Raw genomic sequence first — 18,562 nt, forward strand, 5'->3', positions numbered from 1 at the left:
CAGGCAAAAGAACCCTAAATAACTGATACAAATACCGCTACATTTCGAGACAGAAGTCAGGATTCGATAAGCAGACCCTCCGCGCCAAGGATGGTGCGGCGGAGCCCCCAGGGATGGGTTTACGGCGAGTCTGCGTTCGAGCCTGATCTCTGTAGCACAATTATGAACAGTTATTTACTAAAAAGGATTTTTTCTCTATTGTAATTTCAGGGTTAAGCATTCCATGTAGTACCGTTTTCTAGTTATCGAAGTATATTTCCTGCCCTTCGGACACCCACTTGAATACCGTGGCGAAATAAAATGCATTACCTCAATAAGCATCGAGTGTTAGAATACGAAAATCTCAACATTAGCAGGGTAAGACATGAAATTTGTTATTTTGGCGTTAATCATTGCATTCTTAGCATTTTATTTCATCAGGAATTCAAACAACAAGAAGGCAGCGCTTGAAAATATCGCGGCAGGAAACGCGTTTTTAGCCCAAAATAAAACCAACGAAGATGTGCTGACAACCGCTTCCGGCTTGCAGTATCAAATATTAACCAAAGGCGAAGGCAGTGTTCACCCCAGCGCCGGTTCAACGGTAACCGTGCATTATCATGGCACCTTATTGGACGGCACCGTATTTGATAGTTCGGTAGAACGTAACGACCCCGTCAGCTTTCCTTTGAATCGAGTCATAAGGGGATGGACCGAAGGTGTACAATTGATGGTGGTGGGTGATAAACTCAAATTTTTCATTCCGTCCAAACTGGCCTACGGCAACCGCGCAGCTGGAACCATAAAGCCGGGGTCCTTGCTTGTTTTTGAAGTGGAGCTACTGGAGATCCAATAAATTCAATAGCGCATTCTTCTCGGTGCAGCTGACACACTGACAAAAAGACCTGGCTGACCAACTGGCATCATGCGGTTGGCCAGCCAAAGCCTTCATAAAGTAAGTTTATCAGCTCTGCTTAACCAGGCTTGGGGCCTGAACGAACCGAGCTAGGTGTATAACTTCGACTTATGGGGCGGTTGAAAACCGTCCCACATTAAGTTTTTGTTATAGCCCTGCCTACTGAATTTTTTTCTCTTCTAATGAAGGTGGTAATACAGCCGAAAGAAGGACAGGCACAGATTCCACTGAGATTTTGCCATCTTTAATCTTTTTCTGAATATATGCAGGGTATTTTTCTGGAAGATAAGTTTCTTCAAACCATGACCTAAATTCAGCTATTGCTGATATGGGGTACGCTAGGACTTCAGGGTTTAACTGCCTATATGATTCTGGGAATTTGTGTTGAATTCTGATTTTTGACTCGTATTTTCTATCTAGATTGTGGTCTTTCAGTATTTAGACTAGTGAATACCCAAGCTACCATCAGGCATTATAGAGTCATCTACTACAATGTTGTGTCTAATTAGTGACGTAATGATTGCTGTAGACTCATCAAACATCGTGAAAAAATCTTTGGGAGGTTGATTGTTCAGAATTCTTTCTTTGAATAAATCCCAACTCTGAGTAATTTGATTTTGTTGGCTATAATTTAGCCGCTCATAAATATAGGTTCTTAAGCCTAATTTAGCTGCTTTACGATAATTCGTAAGAGCTTCACTTTTAGTAGTTTGAGCAAAGTGAGCATAGTAATCGGTTATTGCCATAACGATCTGTTCTGGCACTGCATGGATAACACCTGCTGCCCGCAGACAGCATCGACAGGCGGTCCCGGAATATCAGGGAGAGCAAAGGGCCTGCTCCGCCGGCTATCTGACCGCCATGGATGGCGGGAATGCCTGGACGGCAGGAGCATTTCCCGGCCGCGCCAGGGAGGGCGCGGCGGAGTCCCCAGGGATGGGTTTACGGCGAGTCGGCGGAGCGGCCCTTTGTCCGACCCCTATCGAGTAACGAAACAGAGTGCTGGTTTAAGACAAACAAAATGCCGAGCACCTGCTCGGCATTTTACTATCTATATCAAACAATTAACGCATGGTCACAAACTCTTCCGCCCCGGTGGGATGGATGGCCACACAGGCGTCGAAGTCGGCCTTGGTGGCGCCCATCTTCACCGCGACCGCAAAGCCTTGCAGGATCTCGTCCATGCCAAAGCCGATGCCGTGGATGCCGACGATCTTCTCGTTGTCGCCCACGCACACCAGCTTCATCTTGCAGGGCTGGCGATGCTGGGTGACGGCGGTATACATGGCGGTAAAGCTGGAGGTATACACCTTCACCTGGTCGTCGCCGTGCAGCTCCCGGGCCTGGGGCTCGGTTAGCCCTAAGGTACCTATGGGCGGATGGCTGAATACCACGGTCGGCACCAGGTCGTAGTCCATTTTTGCGTCGGGCTTGTTGTTGAACAGCCGCTCCGACAGCTGGCGGCCGGCCTTGACCGCCACCGGGGTCAGCTCCACATAGCCGATGTTGTCGCCCACCGCATAGACGCCGTTGGCGGTGGTGTTCTGGTATTCGTCGACCTTGATATAGCCGTGCTGATCCACCGATACCCCGGCGGCCTCCAGGTTCAGGCTCTTGGTCATCGGGCGGCGGCCGATGGCCCAGATCAGGCAGTCGACATTGATATTGTCGCCGTTATCCAGGTGCAGGGTCAGGCTGCCATCGACCTGTTTTTCTACGCTTTTGGGAACCGCTTCGGTATGCAGCTGCGGGCCTTCGGTATTCATGACCTCGACCAGGGTATCGGTAAGCAGGGGATCGAAGTTGCGCAGCGGGGCGTGCTTGCGCACCAGCAGGTGGGTTTCCGACCCCAGGGCGTTCATCACCCCGGCCAGTTCTACCGCGATGTAGCCGGCACCGACCACCGCCACCCGCTTGGGCTGTTCGCTCAGCTCGAAGAAGCCGTTTGAGTCGATACCGTATTCGGCCCCGGGAATATGGGGGATGATGGGCTCGCCACCGGTGGCGATCAGGATATGGTCGGCGGTGTACTCTTCACCGTTTACTTCTATGGTGTGAGCATCCTTGAAGCGGCCGAAGCCCTTGATCACGGTTACCTTGTTGTTGCCCAGCACCCGGTCGTAGGACTGGTGGATGCGGCCGATATAGGCCTGGCGGCTTTCTACCAGGCGGGACCAGTCATGGCCCTTGAGGTCGATATCGAAGCCGTAGTCCTCGGCGTAGAGCTTGATCGCATCGGCTACCTGGGCGCCGTGCCACATCACTTTTTTCGGCACGCAACCGACGTTGACGCAGGTGCCGCCCAGGTCCTTGGCTTCAATCAGTGCTACTTTCTTGCCGTACATGGCGGCCCGGTTGGCCGAGGCAATACCGCCGCTACCGCCGCCGATGGCGATATAGTCGAAATGTTGTGCCATAAACTTCCGCTCCGTTTGTGAGTTGGCCCGATATTGAACAGTCGGCCAATGGTACACCAAGTTAACTGACTGCCGGAAAAGAGTGAAGCCGGTTCTTTTTTCCGTTACTCCATGTCCGGCGCAGGCGGGTTTTCCCGATGGAAGGATTATCCGCTTAAAAATTGGTCGTTCCGCCGGCAAATCATCACTGTTCGCCAGGAAACGCTTGAACATCGGAGGCAGTATCACCATCTTAGGGGTATTCCCTCGTCGGCCTGCCGGGCCAGGCGATGGGCCATAACGATAAGAGGTAACTGGTGATGAATAATCCGCTACTGACCATGGACGGTCTGCCGCCGTTCAGCCAAATTCAGCCGGACCATATCAGGCCGGCGGTGGAGCACGCCATTGCGGATTGCAAACGCCGGGTCGAAGCCGTGTTGGCGCGTGATGAAGAGTTTACCTGGGACAACCTGGTTGCCCCCCTGGAAGAAGTCAATGATCACCTGAGCCGTATTTGGTCCCCGGTCTCCCATCTGAATAGCGTACTCAACAGTGATGAGCTGCGTCAGGCCTATGAGTCCTGCCTGCCGCTGCTGTCCGAATACCAGACCTGGGTCGGCCAGCATGAAGGCCTGTTTGCCGCCTATCAGGGGCTGGCCGAACGGGATGACTTCAAGAAGCTGAGCCAGGCCCAGCAGAAGGAAGTGGACAACACCCTGCGCGACTTCCGGTTGTCGGGTATCGCCCTGGAAGCCGAGCAGAAGCAGCGCTTTGGTACCATCCAGGCACGGCTCTCCGAGCTCTCTTCTACTTTCTCCAACCGGGTGCTGGACGCCACCCAGGCCTGGTTCAAACAGATTACCGACAAGGCCGAGCTGGCCGGGCTGCCCGAATCGGCCTTGGCCGCCGCCGAGGCCCAGGCCAAGGCCCGGGAATTGGAAGGCTGGGTGTTTACCCTGGATATTCCCTCTTATCTGCCGGTGATGATGTACGCCGACAACGCCGCCCTGCGTGAAGAAATGTACCGGGCCTATTGTACCCGGGCTTCCGATCAGGGCCCGAATGCAGGCGAGTTCGACAATACCGCCATCATCGAAGAAATCTTGGCATTGAAGCAGGAACTGGCCGAGCTGCTGGGTTTCGAACAGTATGCTCAGCTGTCGCTGGCCACCAAGATGGCGGACAGCGAGCAGCAGGTGCTGGCGTTCCTCGACGAGCTGGCGAGCCGCTCCCATCCCCAGGGGAAGGCGGAGCTGGCGGAGCTGACCGAATTTGCCCATCAGCATCATGACATCGCCGAGCTCAACGCCTGGGATGTGACCTACTATGGCGAAAAACTTAAACAGCACAAGTACACCATTTCCGACGAAGAGCTGCGCCCCTATTTCCCCGAAGAGAAGGTGGTGCACGGCCTGTTTGAAACCGTCAGGAGGTTGTTCGGCATCAAGGTCAAGGAGCGTCTGGGAGTGGAAGTCTGGCATCCGGATGTGCGCTTCTTCGATATCTACGATGAAACCAATGAGCTGAGGGGCAGCTTCTATCTGGATCTCTATGCCCGCGCCAACAAGCGGGGCGGGGCCTGGATGGATGACTGCATCGGTCGTCGTTACCGGGAAGACGGCAGCCTGCAGAAGCCGGTGGCCTACCTGACCTGCAACTTCAACGGCCCGGTCGGCAAGGATCCGGCGCTGTTCACCCATAACGAGGTGGTCACCCTGTTCCATGAGTTCGGTCACGGCCTGCATCATATGCTGACCCAGATCGATGTGGCCGGGGTGGCCGGTATCAACGGCGTGGCCTGGGATGCGGTGGAGCTGCCCAGCCAGTTCCTGGAAAACTGGTGCTGGCAGCCCGAGGCGCTGGCCTTTATCTCCGGTCACTACCAGAGCGGCGAGCCGTTGCCGGCGGAGTTGCTGGAGCGGATGCTGGCGGCGCGGAATTTCCATTCGGCGCTGATGATGCTGCGCCAGCTGGAATTCTCGCTGTTCGACTTCCGCCTGCATATGGCCAGGGACGGTGCCGAACCCGGACGGGTGCAGGAAATATTGAATGAGGTACGCAAGAAGGTATCCGTACTGCCGCCGCCCGACTTCAACCGCTTCCAGCACAGCTTCTCCCATATCTTCGCCGGTGGCTATGCGGCGGGCTATTACAGCTACAAGTGGGCGGAAGTGTTGTCCAGCGATGCCTTCTCTCGCTTCGAGGAGGAAGGGGTGTTCTCGGCCAAGGTCGGCCGTGACTTCCTGCATGCCATACTGGAACAGGGCGGTTCCCGGGCGCCGATGGAACTGTTCAAGCAGTTCCGGGGCCGTGAGCCGAAAATCGATGCGCTGCTGCGGCATTCGGGTATTGCGGCCTGAGGTATTGTGTCATTGGGGCAAGCTGGGCGGCGTTATGACCTGCCATCCCAGCCTGCCTGAACATGTTGTTAACCGGTTGATATGACTCAACGGCTGGCCTCCGGGCCAGCCGTTGTCTGTGGTAGCCCTATGAATGATGATTTGATCCCCCTGTGTATCGAGTTGGAAGACCCGGCCCTGCAGGCTGAGGCCGAACGCCTGGCTCAGGCCATGCAAGGGGTGGTGGCCGCTGCGCCTTTCGCCCTGGTGCTGGTCGAGGGGCGGCTGGAGTTGCGCAAGCTGGATGAGCCCAGGCTGGGCGCCGTTTATGTGGACTTTGTGGCCGGCGCGGCGGCGCACCGGCGCAAGTTCGGCGGCGGCCGGGGCCAGGCCATTGCCAAGGCGGTGGGGCTCAAGCATGGCCATAACCCTAGGGTGGTGGACGGCACCGCCGGCCTGGGGCGGGACGCCTTTGTGCTGGCCTCGCTGGGCTGCTCGGTAACCCTGTGTGAACGCCATCCGGTGGTGCATGCGCTGTTGGAAGACGGCCTGCGCCGGGCCGCCGCCGATGTGGAGATCGGACCCTGGGTACGGGAGCGGTTGCATCTGCTGCCCTTTGGCTGCACCCTGGGCGACATTGAACAGCAACCGGACGTGGTCTATCTCGACCCCATGTTTCCCCACAAGAAAAAGGCGGCGCTGGTGAAAAAGGAAATGCGGGTGTTTCACTCCCTGGTGGGGGCGGATGAGGATGCCGACGGCCTGTTGCCGCCGGCGTTGGCCCTGGCCCGGGCCCGGGTGGTGGTGAAGCGTCCCGATTATGCCGGCTTTCTTAATGGCGCCACACCCTCGGCCCAGATCGCCAGCAAAAACAACCGCTTTGATCTGTACGTTAAACAGGCGCTGTAACCACCTTATGGGGTGGGCAGCGAGACCACCGTTTTCATCAGTTGTTCATGCAGGGGGGCCGCCGCCAGGGGGCTGGCGTCAATCAGTTCTAACCGGCTTTCTCTCTGGGGGGGCAACCGGTACACACTGAGCCGGTCGGTCTGGTTGAAGGCCCACCAGCCGTCCGCCGTGCGCACCACTGCCTTGAGTCGGGCCACGCGCTGCGCCTCGCAAAAGGTGCGCAGGGCGTCGAGATCAAATACCACCTCGTCGAGAAAGCGCCAGCCCACGGAAAAATGGTCGTCGCCATGGTTGCCGTAGCGCCGCCAGGGGCGTGCCCGGCTGAGCGAAGGCTCGTGGGTCGCCAGTTTGGGCCGCTCGGCCTTGCCGGCGTGAGCCTGGGGATGGGCGGCCCGCCGCTCGGGAGCATGGGGATGCTGCAGCCAGGCGGCGTCCAGTCGACCCTGACTGGTCTCAACCAGAACCTGTTTTGGCGCCGAGCCGCCTGCGATGTCCCGGCGCAGCCGGGCCAGCTCGGCGTCGCCGCTCAGATCGATCTTGTTGGCCACCACCACGTCGGCCAGGGCCAGCTGATCCTGATAGGTTTCATGTTCCCGGTAACGGGGGTCGGCCCACTGGCGCGGGTCAATCAGGCAAAAGGCGGCGCCCAGGCTCAGCACCTTGCGGTAATGCTCGTTGGTGAGAATGTCCATCACCCGGCTGGGGTGGCCCAGGCCCGTGGGTTCAATCAGCAGCCGGTCGGGCTGTGCCTTGTGCAACAACGCGTTCAGGCCAATCTGAAACGGCAGTCCGGCCACGCAGCACAGGCAGCCACCGGGAATTTCCTTGACCAGGGCACCCTGCTCGCTCAGCAAGGCGCCATCTATGCCCACCTCGCCAAACTCGTTGACCAGAATGGCCCAGCGTTCGTGTTCCGGCTTGTGGGCCAGCAGATGGCGCAGCAGTGTGGTTTTGCCGGTGCCGAGGAAGCCCATGATCAGATGGGTGGGAATGGCTGTCAGCATGGTGGAATCTGTGGTCGGGAATGATTTTGTTATCTTATAACACTTTTAACCGCTGGCAAACCGGTGCAAGGTCCGTGCAGTACGAGTCAAATGGGGTCAGCTCCGGGTGAAGCTGACCCCTGTTTGCGACGTTGATGGCCCGAGGGCATTGAGCATCGGGCTTACGGCTGGATCACCACCCGGCCCACCGGCTTGCCGGCGATCATGTCGTGAGCGGCCTCAATGGTTTGCTCCAGGGTCAGCACCCTGACTTCGTCTTCATAGTTCACCGGCAGGCTCTGGTGCAGCCGCTGCCAGGCCTCGATGCGCTGTGCTTTGGGAATATGCACCGAGTTGATGCCGAGCAGCTGCACGCCCCGCAGAATAAAGGGCATGACGGTGGTGTTGAGCGCTACCCCGCCGGTCAGGCCACAGGCGGCCACGGCGCCGTACATTTTGGTTTGGCTGAGAATGCGGGCCAGGGTGCGGCCGCCCACGGCGTCGATGGCGCCGGCCCAGTGCTGGGATTCGAGCGCTGCCGGCTCCTGATCCAGCTTGATGCGATCGATGATCTCGTGGGCGCCCAGGCTTTTCAGCCAGTCACTGTGCTCGGGACGGCCGGTGGAGGCGTGCACCTCATAACCTGCCTTGGCCAGCAGCCGCACCGCGATGGAGCCCACGCCGCCGGTGGCGCCAGTGACCAGCACCGGGCCCTGACCCGGTTTGATGCCGGCCTGCTCCAACGCCATCACTCCCAGCATGGCGGTAAAGCCGGCTGTGCCGATGGCCATGGCACGCTTGGCGGTCATGCCGGCCGGCAGCGGGATCAGCCAGTCGGCCCTGGCGCTGGCCTTCTCGGCCAGGCCGCCCCAGTACTGTTCGCCGACCCCCCAGCCGGTAAGCAGCACTTCATCACCGATGCGATAGTCCGGATGGTCGGAAGACAAGACGGTGCCGGCATAATCGATGCCGGGCACCATGGGCCATTGGCGGACTATCTTGCCCTTGCCGGTAATGGCCAGGGCATCCTTGTAGTTAAGGGTAGAGTAATCCACTTTCACCAGTACATCGCCATCGGTAAGCCGGCTTTCCGGCAGCCGTTGCAGGCTGGCTTTGGTGTTTCTACCTGCTTCTTCCAATAGTAAGGCGTTAAACATGGTGAGCTTCTCCCGTGCATTGTTTCCTGGACCCAGTCTAAATAGCATGCGATGGATTACCAGCCCACCGATCGGGAAAAATCCAGGCAAATTATGATTTTGTGAGCTCGGCGATACTTGTGGTTTTTACCCAGCGCTCGTTGATCCAGAGTGACGCCAGCAACAACAGGCTCCCCAGGGTGAGCTGGAGCAGGTTGGCCTCTCGGTTCCAGATCAGCAGGTTGACCAGCAGGCCGGCGGGCACCAGGGCATTGTTCATGATCGCCAAGGCGCCCGCATTGACCAGGGTCGCGCCCTTGTTCCACAGGAAGTAGCCCAGACCGGAAGCACCCAGGCCCAGCCAGATCAGAATGCCCCATTGCACGCCGGTTGCCGGGTAGCGGTCACTCCCCAACAGCAGCCAGGCGGGGATCACTACCAACAGGGCACCCAGATAGAAATAGCCGAACAACCTGTGCTGGGGCTGGTGGTTGGGATGGCGTTCCATCAGCACCTTGTAGCCCACCTGGCCCAGGGCGAAGCAGAGGTTGGCCCCCTGCACCACGGCAAAACCCTGCAGGTAGGAGTCGGTGAGGCCATCGAAGCGGATAACCAGGGCTCCCAGTACCGCCAGGGCGGCAGTGAGCAGGTAGCCGGGGTTGAAACGGCGTTGCAGCAGATCGTAGATCAGGGTGATATATATCGGTGTGAGCACCGTAAAGATCAGTACTTCCGGTACCGTCAGCAGCAGGAAGGATTGATAATAGAACAGATACATCAGGCCGAGCTGTACCGCGCCGGTGGCCATTAGCCCCAGCGCCAGCCGGGGAGGCTGACGCCAGGACATAAAGGGCATAAACAGCAGGGTGGCCAGCAGGATACGGCTCAGTACCGAGAAGTAGCTGTCGACGGCACCGGCCAGGTACACGCCGATCAGGCTGAAAGAAAAGGCCCACAGCAGGGTTACGATAACCAGGTACGACATCGGGTGATTATTCATCGGTTGTCAATCGGGCGGGTATGATGGCGTAAACACCGGCGGCAATCCAGCCGAAATAAAAAAGCCGGTGCATTGCACCGGCCAGGGACCAAGCATCAGGTTTGTCATAAAGGAGAGAATTGCGTCCCTAAAAAGTGGTGTGACACCACAGACAGAACTCATGCCGCATTGCTGCGGCCAAACGCAGAATCAAAAGGTTGTCAGCGTGGCAATCCCGATGTGGGCGAGAAGACAACACCCTGTTTTTCCATGACGGCCAAGACACTTGGCCTCAATGCCGTCAGGAGACAGGTAGAACCCCCCATGATGCCACCATGCCCTTGACGTTGCTTACGCCCGGCACCGGGTTCAAGGTTTATCACCACGCCGACGATTTAATCGTCAACAGCACGCATTCTAAGGCCAGATTTTGTATGCTGGAAATGAATTATAACCATTAAGGTATGGTAAATATCGATGGACAACCTCTTTCAACGGCTCGATCTCAACCTGCTACGGGTGTTCGACACCCTGATGCAAAGCCGTAATGTCACCCGGGCCGCAGAGCGCCTGAACCTGTCTCAGTCCACCGTTAGCCACGCCTTGTCCCGGCTGCGACAGACCCTGAACGATCCCCTGTTTGTGATGACCCGCAAGGAGATGCGGCCCACCGAGCGGGCTCAGGCACTGGCGGCGCCGGTACGGCAGGCCCTGGCCTTGCTGGAACAGGGGGTCCGACAGGTTGCCGGCTTCGACCCCGGCCATGCCCGGCGTACCTTTCGCCTGGCCGTGCCGTCGTCCATTGAATACTGTGCCGTGCCGTTGCTGGTGGAATTGTTGCACAGCCAGGCCCCCGGCTGTCGACTGGCGGTCACGGAGCTGGTCGACTCGGATTATGAAGAGGATCTGGCCAGGGGGAGCCTGGATATGGTGGTGGCGTTCGCCGGGGCCGGCCATTTGTCCCCCCGTCTGCTGACCCGTCCCTGGTTTGACAATGCGCTGGTGTGCCTGGCCAGTCGGACGCTGGGTCTGGAGCAAGAGTTGTCGCCGCAGGCACTGGCGACCTGGGTGCATGTCTGTACCTCGACCTGGGGCCATAGCCAGACCCGGGTAGAGAGCTGGTTGACCAGTCGGGGCGTGAGCCGGGAAATCGGCGTCTGGGTGTCGAGTTTTGCCGCCCTGCCCGGCTTGCTGGCGACGGGCCGTTACCTGGCGGTGGTACCCGAGTTGATCGCCCGGGATTTTTGCCATTATTATCCGCTCAGCCAGCATAGTCTGGATGAGCCACTGGCGACCACCTATATACTGGCCCAGCATCCGCTGACCGAGTTCGATCCGGCGCTGATTTGGTTCCGACAGTTGTTGCAGGAAGTGGGCGAGCAGCTTGGCTGATCGCCCGGCTATTCAGGACTTGGGCAGGGGCACCACCAGCATGTCGCAGGGCACAGTATTCATCAGCTGGCGGGCGGAGGAGGTCAACAGGCTCCAGAAGCTTTGTTCATGGCCACAGACCAGCAGGTCGACCTGGTTTTTTTCCACGGCTTCACAGACTTTCATCGTGAGATCACCGCAAATCACCAGCTTTTTTTCGATCGGGTAGTCGACATCGGCCAGGTATTCTTCCAGCCGCTGTTTGGCGTCGGCCACCACCTGATCCTGGATATTGTCGATATCGATGTCGATCATCTCGGTATAGAGATCTTTCAAGTCCACATCCACATGGATCACCGACAGCTTGGCATGGTTGGCTCTCGCCCTGTCAACCGCCTTGGCGATCACCTTGCGGTTCTTCTCGCTCATATCAACTGCCGCGAGCACATGTGTGTACTGACCGGTCATGGCATTTCTCCTTTTTTACTAACTCTATCAACCCGTTAAACGTTAAACCATGATCTGGGTAAAGTTTTGACCGAGTTTTCAGTCCGCAGCATAACGTTAGTAGAAGTATGGGCAAAAAGTCGAGAGTGCCGTTCAGCTTTTCATGGCCCGGATCAAATACCGGCGTGGGGTATTGAGCTGTTCGGTGAAGGTGCCCAGGCTGACCCGGTAGCCCTGCTCCAGCAGAAACAGGGCCCGGTCGAGCAGCAGCCAGAGCTCGAGGGGATAACGATACAGATGGCGCACCAGTTCGATGCGTTTGACCAGCAGGCGTCGCCGCTCGGCGCGAGCCAGCCAGTAAGCGCTGTCGAGCCGGGGCGGTAGCGCCAGGCCTTTTTCGGCGCAGGCCCAGGCGGCAAAGTCTGCAAACTCACCGCTGAGCAGCCGCTTGGCAAAACTGGGCAGGGGCAGATAACTGTCGCACCCCCTGAGCGCCCGCTGCAGCTCGTCAAACGCCAGCCGCCAGGTCAGTTCGAGGTGGCGCAGCCGGCGCACGCGCACGCCGCCGGTGACCTGTTGCTGCAGCGGCAGCCGTAGATCCTGCCTGTCCAGTCCCAAATCCAGCTGTCGGCCCAGGCGAGACAGGGGCGCATAGTTGGCTTGCGGGATCAGATGGTAACAGCAGGGCGACAGGGTCAGGCTCCGGGTGCCGGCCCGGACGCCGTGCCGCAGAAACTGCAGGTGCAGCTCGCCGCAGGCATGGAGCGCCAGTGCCTGCTGCTCTTCCTTGAACAGCCGATGGGCATCCGCTCCCAAGGCATCGTCGCAGACAAACTGGTGGTCAATATCCAGTTTTTCTGCCAGCTCTTCGCCCTGCCGGCAGAGCACCGGGTCCCGCTCCAGGCTGAGCACCGGCCGGCCGGAGTGGATTGCCAGCAATCGGCCCAGGTGGCCCTTGCCGGCACACCATTCCAGAAAGGGGGTATCAAGGGAAATACAGCTGGCAAAGTCGCGGATCTGCGCCCATTTTCGACCGGGGATACCATTGCTCCAGCGCGGATTGCCGGTGTCCTGGGGGCGATTGAGGGCCGGCAGCGTCAGCCGGTTGATGGCCGCAACCTCGGGCCTGATATCCGCACAAAAACGCCATTTTGCCTCATCATCTGCCTCCAGGGCGTCGACGGCCGCTTCATCCAGGCCATTGAGGTGCTCAGCCCATTCGGACCAGGGCAGTTCGGTGCAGGCAAAGGGATAGCGTTGCCAGTCGCCATGGTATTGGCGCAGCAGTCGGCTGATATCCTGAAACAGGGGGGCAAGGTCACTCATGGCTGTGGATTATAAGGGGTGAAGCAGGGCGCGTCATCCACGGGGAAAGATGATGGTGCCGACGGGGGGATCGGTAAAATGCCGGCCTTGATGTTTTATGTCGGTGAGTGCCTGAGGTGCAGATGGATGATGGTGCCAGCGGGAGGGGATCGGTAAAATGCCGGCCTTGATGTTTTATGCTGGTGAGTGGTTGAGGTGCAGATGAAAGCCTGGGATGTGATTATTATCGGTGCCGGTGCCGCCGGCCTGATGTGCGCTATGGAGGCGGGCAAGCGGGGCCGTCGGGTGCTGGTACTCGACCATGGCAAGCGTATCGGCCGCAAGATCCTGATGTCCGGCGGTGGCCGCTGCAACTTCACTAACTACCATGTGGAGCCAGGCGCCTACCTGTGTGGCAATCCCCACTTTGTCAAGTCGGCGCTGGCCCGCTATACCCAGTGGGACTTTATCGCGCTGGTGGAAAAGCACCGCATTGCCTACCACGAAAAGACCCTGGGGCAGCTGTTCTGTGACGACTCGGCCCAGGATATCGTCGATATGCTGGTCAGGGAATGTAACGAGGCCGGCGTCACCATTAGCCTGCGCGCCGATATTTTAGCGGTGACCGAACTGGGCGAGGGTTTCAGTGTGGACACCGAGGACGGCCAGTACAGCTGTCAGTCGCTGGTGGTGGCCAGCGGCGGTCTGTCGATGCCCAAGATAGGCGCCAGCCCGTTCGGTTACCGGTTGGCGGAGCAGTTCGGACTCAAGCTGTTACCCACTCGGGCCGGGCTGGTGCCCTTTACCCTGCAGCCGGAAGACAAGGAGGCCCTGGAACCCCTGGCAGGAGTCAGCCTGCCGGTGGTCGCCGAAAGTGCGGATGGTACCCGTTTTGCCGAAAACCTGCTGTTTACCCACAGAGGTGTTTCGGGCCCGGCGGTGCTGCAGATTTCTTCTTACTGGCAGCCGGGAGAACAGGTGGTGTTTCAGTTGCTGCCCGAAGGCAGCCTGGCACAGGGGTTGGCCGACAGCCCCAACCAGGAACTGAAAACCTGGCTGGGCCGTCAGTTGCCCAAACGGTTGGTGGAAACGCTGCTGACTCGGGAGCAATTTGCCAACAAGCCACTCAAGCAATATGTGCCGAAGGAGCTGGCGGCCATTGAGCAACGACTGGCCGCCTGGCCTTTGCAGCCTGGCGGTACCGAGGGTTATCGTACTGCCGAGGTTACCCTGGGCGGGGTTGATACCAATGAACTCTCCTCCAAGACCATGATGGCCAGCAAGGTGCCCAACCTCTATTTTATCGGCGAGGTGATGGATGTCACCGGCTGGTTGGGGGGCTACAATTTTCAGTGGGCCTGGAGCTCGGGCTGGTGTGCGGGGCAGGTGGTTTAATTGTGTACTGACAATAAAGTTTAGGCTCTATAGCATGACCTAATGGAGCCGGGTGACGCGCTCCATGGCTTTGTCAGAGGGCCTTGCCGCTATCTTCACTGACTTTTCTCGCTTTCATTTGTGCTCTGCAACCGCCGCCCGGCCAGCTGACTTCCAATCTTGAAGGCGATCGCGAGGATTGTCGCCACGCCAAACGTGACAACCGGCAGGTTATAAAGTATCAGGCCACCCATGCCCAGATCGGGGCGGTCCGATGCGCTCTGCCACAGCAGCAGTACGGCCATGGCGACCACCGGAAGAAGGAGTGAAACGAGCAAGCCAAGTTGGCAGCCTCGACGCACCACCTCGGCCGGCCGGGCTGCACCATGGAGGGGCCAACCCAGGGCGAGGCCGATTGCGGCCACCGCCGCCGTATAACGAAAGGTGGTGGATGGATTCTCGCCGGTGAGGCCGAAGCAGAGATACACCGCCTCAAACCAGGCAACCGCAGCCACCGGTAACGCGAGGCCAGCAGCCGCGACATAGCCCAGTGGACCGGGTGCGAATGGCCGATGTGCTTGCATATGCCGTTGCTCCTTCTTCTGTATATTCAGCACGAAACCGACAGGGATTGCTGCTATCCCTCTGCGTCCTTATGCCCGCAGCAGCTCGGCGATAGATATGGTGTTCCCCTGGCTGAACGCGGCGGCACAGCCTCAGCCCTTCGGATCATGGCCCAACAGGGCGCGCTCTGCGTTAACAGCCTTACCCATAGGCCCACTATGCGTTGCGCCTGCTGCCTTGATCGTGCCCTGTTGGGGCGGCGACGACATCATGAGCCGTATCGGAACACACCCTAAGCCGTGGCGGAATTGAGGAATGGCGTCAGTCGGTATTTTAGACGAATAATATTTATTGGCTTCGTTGGAGTTTTAGTTTTGTTTAGCAACTAACATCAGATCAAAATTGAAGCCTTTGTTATTTATATTTCATGGTATTAGGATTTAAGTTCCTGTCTATGAGCGGGCGCAGGGCATAGGTATTGCCAACTACTATCAGCATTGCGTTGTTCTGGATAATTATAGCCACTTCACTTACGGCTTTTTATAAATAACTGTTCCTAATTGTGCTACAGAAATCGGTTTCGAACGCGGGCTCGCCATAAACCCGTGCTTGGGAGGCTCCGCCGCGACATCTCTGGCGCAGAGGGTCTGCTTATGGAATCCTGACTTCTGTCTCGAAATATAGCGGTATTTGTATCAGTTATTAATTATGGCTTGATTCATCCTCCTTGTTACACATTCCTGTTGCTCATCAATAAAGTCTGATAAGTCACTTGATGATAACTATTTGTTAATGAATGATGCATGGGCTGTACAGCACAAGGGACGCTCGAAGTCAGGCGCACACTGCGGGCCTGGAATACGTGCAAATTGCACCGTAATCTGAACGTGCTGGGTTGTACGCAAGATGCAATATTTCCTGCAAAGCGTATATGTTCGCTGAACGACTTTTCTTGGCCTGCCCGGAGGGACGAACCTAATGAGCTATGTTTCTGGAATGGGATTATCCCAGGAAGCGCTCTTTGATCTTGAGCGCGCCAAGCGCCTCTATTCAAAGAAATGGTTTTTTGTGGGCACGCGCGGGGATGTTCCAAAACCAAGAGATTTTCTCAAATTTTCTCTTTTTGAAGACGAATATTTCCTGCTGCACGGTACGGATGGCACCATTCGTTGCATGGTGAACCGCTGTGCGCACCAGAGTGCCAGGTTGCTACGCGAGACGTATGGCAGTTGCCCGCCCATGATCATGTGCCCCAATCATCAGTGGGTATATGACCTCAATGAAGGTAATTTGATCAGCGCACCCGGTTTCGCCCCCGATTTTCCGGGAACAGAGCTGGGAAAATCATTGAGCCTGGACAGTCTGCCCGTGGTCGAGATACACGGCTTGTTGTTTGCCAGCCTGGATCATGAGTGTGATCGCAGCGACCTGGACGAGATCGAAAAAATTATCGCACCTTACGTGACGCCTTTTGGTTTACACAAGGGGGGCTACAAGCTGGCCCATCATGAGTGCGAAATTGTCGATGCCAACTGGTTCCTGGTGATGATCAACAACCGGGAATGCTGTCATTGCAACCTGAACCATACTGGTCTGGTCAAGTTATTCGACCCGTCCAGTTTTAACGGTGCCCAGACCTCTGCCTATGAGCAGATGTTTGCCAGAGCGGTAGAACGATGGGAGTCGCTTGGGTTAGCCTGGAAAGAGCAGGCCTTCTCGCCGAATGACTGCTGCCGGGTGGCACGTTACCCCATGCAGGAAAATTATCAGTCCATTACTTTTGACGGCAAGCCGGCCAGCAAAAAGCTGATTGGTCCCTTCAAGGATTATGATCAAAGCACGCTGTCGATGTGGTTCAACCCCAACACCTGGATTCACTTCACCTCGGATCACATTGCGACCAACTGGGTGTTGCCTCTCGATGGTGACAAGTGTGCGCTCTACACCAGCTGGATTGTTCATGAGGATGCCATAGAGGGTGTGGATTACGACCTTGAACACCTGACAGAAGTCTGGAGGGTGACCAATGCGGAAGATATTGCCCTGTGCAAGTCAATGACCGCAGGCGCAAAGTCGGCATCATACCGGCCGGGACCCTTCGCAAAAGATGAGCGCTTCTGTATCCAAATGAGCGACTGGTACATGAAGCATTCGGGGGGCTGATTCCTCATCATATCGGGAGAGCCCGTTTCGCATCCGCATGGTGGTGCCGCTTCAGAGAATCACCGCATAACGCCATCCACGGGATGATTCAGGCATGGATGACCGCCAGTCAGGCGGTCATCCTCTTGCCGTTATAGTGCGGCCATCTCCCCAGGCGCATGCAGGCAGTGCTCATATCAGGCCATGGGGCAGAGGTCATGCAATGGACCTGGGCGTTGTCGGCATGCGGTACACACTGTATTGTCAGTGCACACTCAAACAATATCCAGTGGGGTTTTGCGGCCGGGCGCCGGGAAGGCGGCGTCGAGGCGGGCCAGCAGGGTCTCGTCCAGCCTGATGTCCAGGGCCTCGGCGTTCTGCTGCACGTGCTCGGGTTGTACCGCCTTGGGAATGGCGATCAGGTCGCGCTTGCCGTTCACCGGACGTATGGCCCAGGCCAGCAGCAGCTGGGCCACGGTGGCGTCCAGCTCGGCGGCGATGGCCTGCAGCTCGGGGTGAGCAAAGAGCTCTCTGCGCAGCCGGCCGCCCTGGGCCAGCGGGCAATAGGCCATGGTCGGCATGCCCTGCCGCCGCTGCCAGGGCAGCAGTGTATGCTCTATGCCACGGGAGCCCAGGTGATAGAGTACCTGGTTGACGGCGCATTGTTCACCGTCATGAATGTGGGTTAATGCCTGCATCTCGTGAATATCGCAATTGGACACCCCGAAACGCTTGATCTTGCCGTCGGCCTGCAGTCTTTCAAAGGCTTCCAGGGTTTCTTCCAGCGGAATGCTGCCCGGCCAGTGCAACAGATAGAGATCCAGGTAGTCGGTGTTCAGCCGTTGCAGGCTGCGCTCGCAAGCCTTGATTGCGCTGTCTCGACCGGCATTCCAGGGATAGACCTTGGAGACCAGGAATGCCTGTTCGCGACGGTCTTTGAGTGCCTCGCCCACCACTTCCTCGGCGCCGCCATCGGCGTACATTTCGGCGGTGTCAATCACCCGCAAACCGAGCTCCAGACCCTGTTGCAGGGCGCGTATCTCGTCGCGACGGGGCGCCAGGCCTTCACCCATATACCAGGTGCCCTGGCCGATGGCAGGCAGTTCAGTGGCGTGCTGGGCGCGGGTGGCGGGGAGTGTTATCCGGGGCTCCGGGATTGCGTCCATGATCACCTCTAGGATTATTATATTTTGGAAATGACTTCCATATTATGGTGGCGCAGGGTGCCGGACTTTGCAATGGCCGGGTGGTGTTCGGTTAAAGGCAAGAGGGCGGTTGCATATCGACAGCTCACGGAGGCTGGTGTTGAGCGGCGCCTTGCTTTTGGGCCCACTTTGCTCTTAACTCGGCGAGGAGCATAAAGAAATGAGCCGACACAAAGGAGGGCGCGCATTGGATACCGAACACCCAGGCCAGGAAGAGCACGCCCTGGTGCGGCGCCATTTAAAGCTTGATCATATGAACCAGTTGCAGATAGAGCTGCTAGCCGAGGTGTTTACCGCTGAGCCGGGGGTAGCCAAGGTGGTGGTCCGCAAGCACTGGCTGGATATCGATTACGATGCCGCTGAGCTGACCCTGGACCGGGTCATCGCCCTGCTCGAAGCCCACGGCGGCGAGTTGTCTCATGACTGGTGGACGGCGTTCAAGGCGCACTGGTATCGCCGCCGGGAAGAAAAGCTGCGCTCCCGGCTGGCGAAGGACGATGCCGCCGACGACTGA

Annotated in this window: 16 protein-coding genes; 7 read left to right on the forward strand and 9 right to left on the reverse strand. The window is 57.9% G+C overall.

The window, feature by feature from the left end; all coding sequences use genetic code 11:
- Window positions 1–364 precede the first annotated feature (364 nt).
- Window positions 365–835: an FKBP-type peptidyl-prolyl cis-trans isomerase gene (locus DCS96_RS12740; protein ID WP_116474777.1), complete on the forward strand. Its 471-nt coding sequence runs from the start codon at window positions 365–367 to the stop codon at window positions 833–835.
- Between the two features lie 503 nt (window positions 836–1,338).
- Here the strand turns inward: DCS96_RS12740 and DCS96_RS18620 are convergent.
- Both DCS96_RS18620 and gorA read right to left on the reverse strand, forming a co-directional pair.
- Window positions 1,339–1,659 (reverse strand): hypothetical protein, encoded by a 321-nt coding sequence (locus DCS96_RS18620; protein WP_157953636.1) that lies wholly within the window; start codon window positions 1,657–1,659, stop codon window positions 1,339–1,341.
- 300 nt (window positions 1,660–1,959) lie between these two features.
- Window positions 1,960–3,312, reverse strand: coding sequence for a glutathione-disulfide reductase (gene gorA / locus DCS96_RS12745; RefSeq protein ID WP_116474778.1), 1,353 nt, complete (start codon window positions 3,310–3,312; stop codon window positions 1,960–1,962).
- A gap of 299 nt (window positions 3,313–3,611) precedes the next feature.
- On the opposite strand from gorA, the gene prlC reads away from it, so the two are divergent.
- Window positions 3,612–5,654 (forward strand): oligopeptidase A, encoded by a 2,043-nt coding sequence (prlC, locus tag DCS96_RS12750; RefSeq protein WP_116474779.1) that lies wholly within the window; start codon window positions 3,612–3,614, stop codon window positions 5,652–5,654.
- Window positions 5,655–5,783: 129 nt separating this feature from the next.
- Entirely contained in the window at window positions 5,784–6,542 is a 759-nt protein-coding gene (locus DCS96_RS12755) for a class I SAM-dependent methyltransferase (protein WP_116474780.1), read from the forward strand.
- 5 nt (window positions 6,543–6,547) lie between these two features.
- On the opposite strand, the gene DCS96_RS12760 is transcribed toward DCS96_RS12755, so the two are convergent.
- The 3 genes from DCS96_RS12760 to DCS96_RS12770 all read right to left on the reverse strand — a co-directional run bounded on the left by DCS96_RS12760 (window position 6,548) and on the right by DCS96_RS12770 (window position 9,646).
- On the reverse strand, window positions 6,548–7,546 hold the full coding sequence (locus DCS96_RS12760) for a CobW family GTP-binding protein (RefSeq protein WP_116474781.1): 999 nt from the start codon (window positions 7,544–7,546) through the stop codon (window positions 6,548–6,550).
- A 161-nt stretch (window positions 7,547–7,707) separates the two neighbouring features.
- A complete protein-coding gene (gene acuI / locus DCS96_RS12765) occupies window positions 7,708–8,682 on the reverse strand; it encodes an acrylyl-CoA reductase (NADPH) (RefSeq protein WP_116474782.1) in 975 nt (324 codons plus the stop codon).
- Between the two features lie 91 nt (window positions 8,683–8,773).
- Window positions 8,774–9,646 carry a carboxylate/amino acid/amine transporter gene (locus tag DCS96_RS12770; RefSeq protein WP_116474783.1) on the reverse strand — a complete coding sequence of 291 codons (873 nt, stop codon included), beginning with the start codon at window positions 9,644–9,646 and terminating at the stop codon, window positions 8,774–8,776.
- Between the two features lie 471 nt (window positions 9,647–10,117).
- Here DCS96_RS12770 and DCS96_RS12775 point away from each other — a divergent pair, with 471 nt between their 5' ends.
- The gene (locus DCS96_RS12775) at window positions 10,118–11,032 is read left to right on the forward strand and encodes a LysR family transcriptional regulator (RefSeq protein ID WP_116474784.1); all 915 of its coding nucleotides are present in this window, start codon (window positions 10,118–10,120) and stop codon (window positions 11,030–11,032) included.
- 12 nt (window positions 11,033–11,044) lie between these two features.
- Here the strand turns inward: DCS96_RS12775 and DCS96_RS12780 are convergent, their stop codons facing one another.
- A complete protein-coding gene (locus DCS96_RS12780) occupies window positions 11,045–11,479 on the reverse strand; it encodes a universal stress protein (RefSeq protein ID WP_116474785.1) in 435 nt (144 codons plus the stop codon).
- Between the two features lie 132 nt (window positions 11,480–11,611).
- The gene (locus DCS96_RS12785; protein WP_116474786.1) at window positions 11,612–12,784 is read right to left on the reverse strand and encodes a methyltransferase; all 1,173 of its coding nucleotides are present in this window, start codon (window positions 12,782–12,784) and stop codon (window positions 11,612–11,614) included.
- 201 nt (window positions 12,785–12,985) lie between these two features.
- On the opposite strand from DCS96_RS12785, the gene DCS96_RS12790 reads away from it, so the two are divergent.
- A complete protein-coding gene (locus tag DCS96_RS12790; protein WP_116474787.1) occupies window positions 12,986–14,158 on the forward strand; it encodes a BaiN/RdsA family NAD(P)/FAD-dependent oxidoreductase in 1,173 nt (390 codons plus the stop codon).
- A 95-nt stretch (window positions 14,159–14,253) separates the two neighbouring features.
- On the opposite strand, the gene DCS96_RS12795 is transcribed toward DCS96_RS12790, so the two are convergent.
- Window positions 14,254–14,721 (reverse strand): hypothetical protein, encoded by a 468-nt coding sequence (locus tag DCS96_RS12795; RefSeq protein WP_116474788.1) that lies wholly within the window; start codon window positions 14,719–14,721, stop codon window positions 14,254–14,256.
- A 958-nt stretch (window positions 14,722–15,679) separates the two neighbouring features.
- Between DCS96_RS12795 and DCS96_RS12800 the strand changes: the two genes are divergently transcribed.
- The gene (locus DCS96_RS12800) at window positions 15,680–16,864 is read left to right on the forward strand and encodes an aromatic ring-hydroxylating oxygenase subunit alpha (protein ID WP_116474789.1); all 1,185 of its coding nucleotides are present in this window, start codon (window positions 15,680–15,682) and stop codon (window positions 16,862–16,864) included.
- 254 nt (window positions 16,865–17,118) lie between these two features.
- On the opposite strand, the gene DCS96_RS12805 is transcribed toward DCS96_RS12800, so the two are convergent.
- Entirely contained in the window at window positions 17,119–18,009 is an 891-nt protein-coding gene (locus DCS96_RS12805; protein ID WP_116474790.1) for an aldo/keto reductase, read from the reverse strand.
- A 199-nt stretch (window positions 18,010–18,208) separates the two neighbouring features.
- Here DCS96_RS12805 and DCS96_RS12810 point away from each other — a divergent pair, with 199 nt between their 5' ends.
- Window positions 18,209–18,562 (forward strand): hypothetical protein, encoded by a 354-nt coding sequence (locus DCS96_RS12810; protein WP_116474791.1) that lies wholly within the window; start codon window positions 18,209–18,211, stop codon window positions 18,560–18,562.

It is taken from the genome of Zobellella maritima (genome assembly GCF_003075035.1).
Taxonomy (GTDB): Bacteria; Pseudomonadota; Gammaproteobacteria; order Enterobacterales; family Aeromonadaceae; genus Oceanimonas; species Oceanimonas maritima.

What these genes read in the sequence shown, in the direction of transcription:
- acuI (WP_116474782.1), bottom strand. Translation starts at nt 8,682, where the DNA reads ATGTTTAACGCCTTACTATTGGAAGAAGCAGGTAGAAACACCAAAGCC.
- DCS96_RS12780 (WP_116474785.1), bottom strand. Translation starts at nt 11,479, where the DNA reads ATGACCGGTCAGTACACACATGTGCTCGCGGCAGTTGATATGAGCGAG.
- DCS96_RS12800 (WP_116474789.1), top strand. Translation starts at nt 15,680, where the DNA reads ATGAGCTATGTTTCTGGAATGGGATTATCCCAGGAAGCGCTCTTTGAT.
- DCS96_RS12775 (WP_116474784.1), top strand. Translation starts at nt 10,118, where the DNA reads ATGGACAACCTCTTTCAACGGCTCGATCTCAACCTGCTACGGGTGTTC.
- DCS96_RS12755 (WP_116474780.1), top strand. Translation starts at nt 5,784, where the DNA reads ATGAATGATGATTTGATCCCCCTGTGTATCGAGTTGGAAGACCCGGCC.
- DCS96_RS12805 (WP_116474790.1), bottom strand. Translation starts at nt 18,009, where the DNA reads ATGGACGCAATCCCGGAGCCCCGGATAACACTCCCCGCCACCCGCGCC.
- gorA (WP_116474778.1), bottom strand. Translation starts at nt 3,312, where the DNA reads ATGGCACAACATTTCGACTATATCGCCATCGGCGGCGGTAGCGGCGGT.
- DCS96_RS12760 (WP_116474781.1), bottom strand. Translation starts at nt 7,546, where the DNA reads ATGCTGACAGCCATTCCCACCCATCTGATCATGGGCTTCCTCGGCACC.
- DCS96_RS12795 (WP_116474788.1), bottom strand. Translation starts at nt 14,721, where the DNA reads ATGCAAGCACATCGGCCATTCGCACCCGGTCCACTGGGCTATGTCGCG.
- prlC (WP_116474779.1), top strand. Translation starts at nt 3,612, where the DNA reads ATGAATAATCCGCTACTGACCATGGACGGTCTGCCGCCGTTCAGCCAA.
- DCS96_RS12790 (WP_116474787.1), top strand. Translation starts at nt 12,986, where the DNA reads ATGAAAGCCTGGGATGTGATTATTATCGGTGCCGGTGCCGCCGGCCTG.
- DCS96_RS12785 (WP_116474786.1), bottom strand. Translation starts at nt 12,784, where the DNA reads ATGAGTGACCTTGCCCCCCTGTTTCAGGATATCAGCCGACTGCTGCGC.
- DCS96_RS12810 (WP_116474791.1), top strand. Translation starts at nt 18,209, where the DNA reads ATGAGCCGACACAAAGGAGGGCGCGCATTGGATACCGAACACCCAGGC.
- DCS96_RS12770 (WP_116474783.1), bottom strand. Translation starts at nt 9,646, where the DNA reads ATGTCGTACCTGGTTATCGTAACCCTGCTGTGGGCCTTTTCTTTCAGC.
- DCS96_RS12740 (WP_116474777.1), top strand. Translation starts at nt 365, where the DNA reads ATGAAATTTGTTATTTTGGCGTTAATCATTGCATTCTTAGCATTTTAT.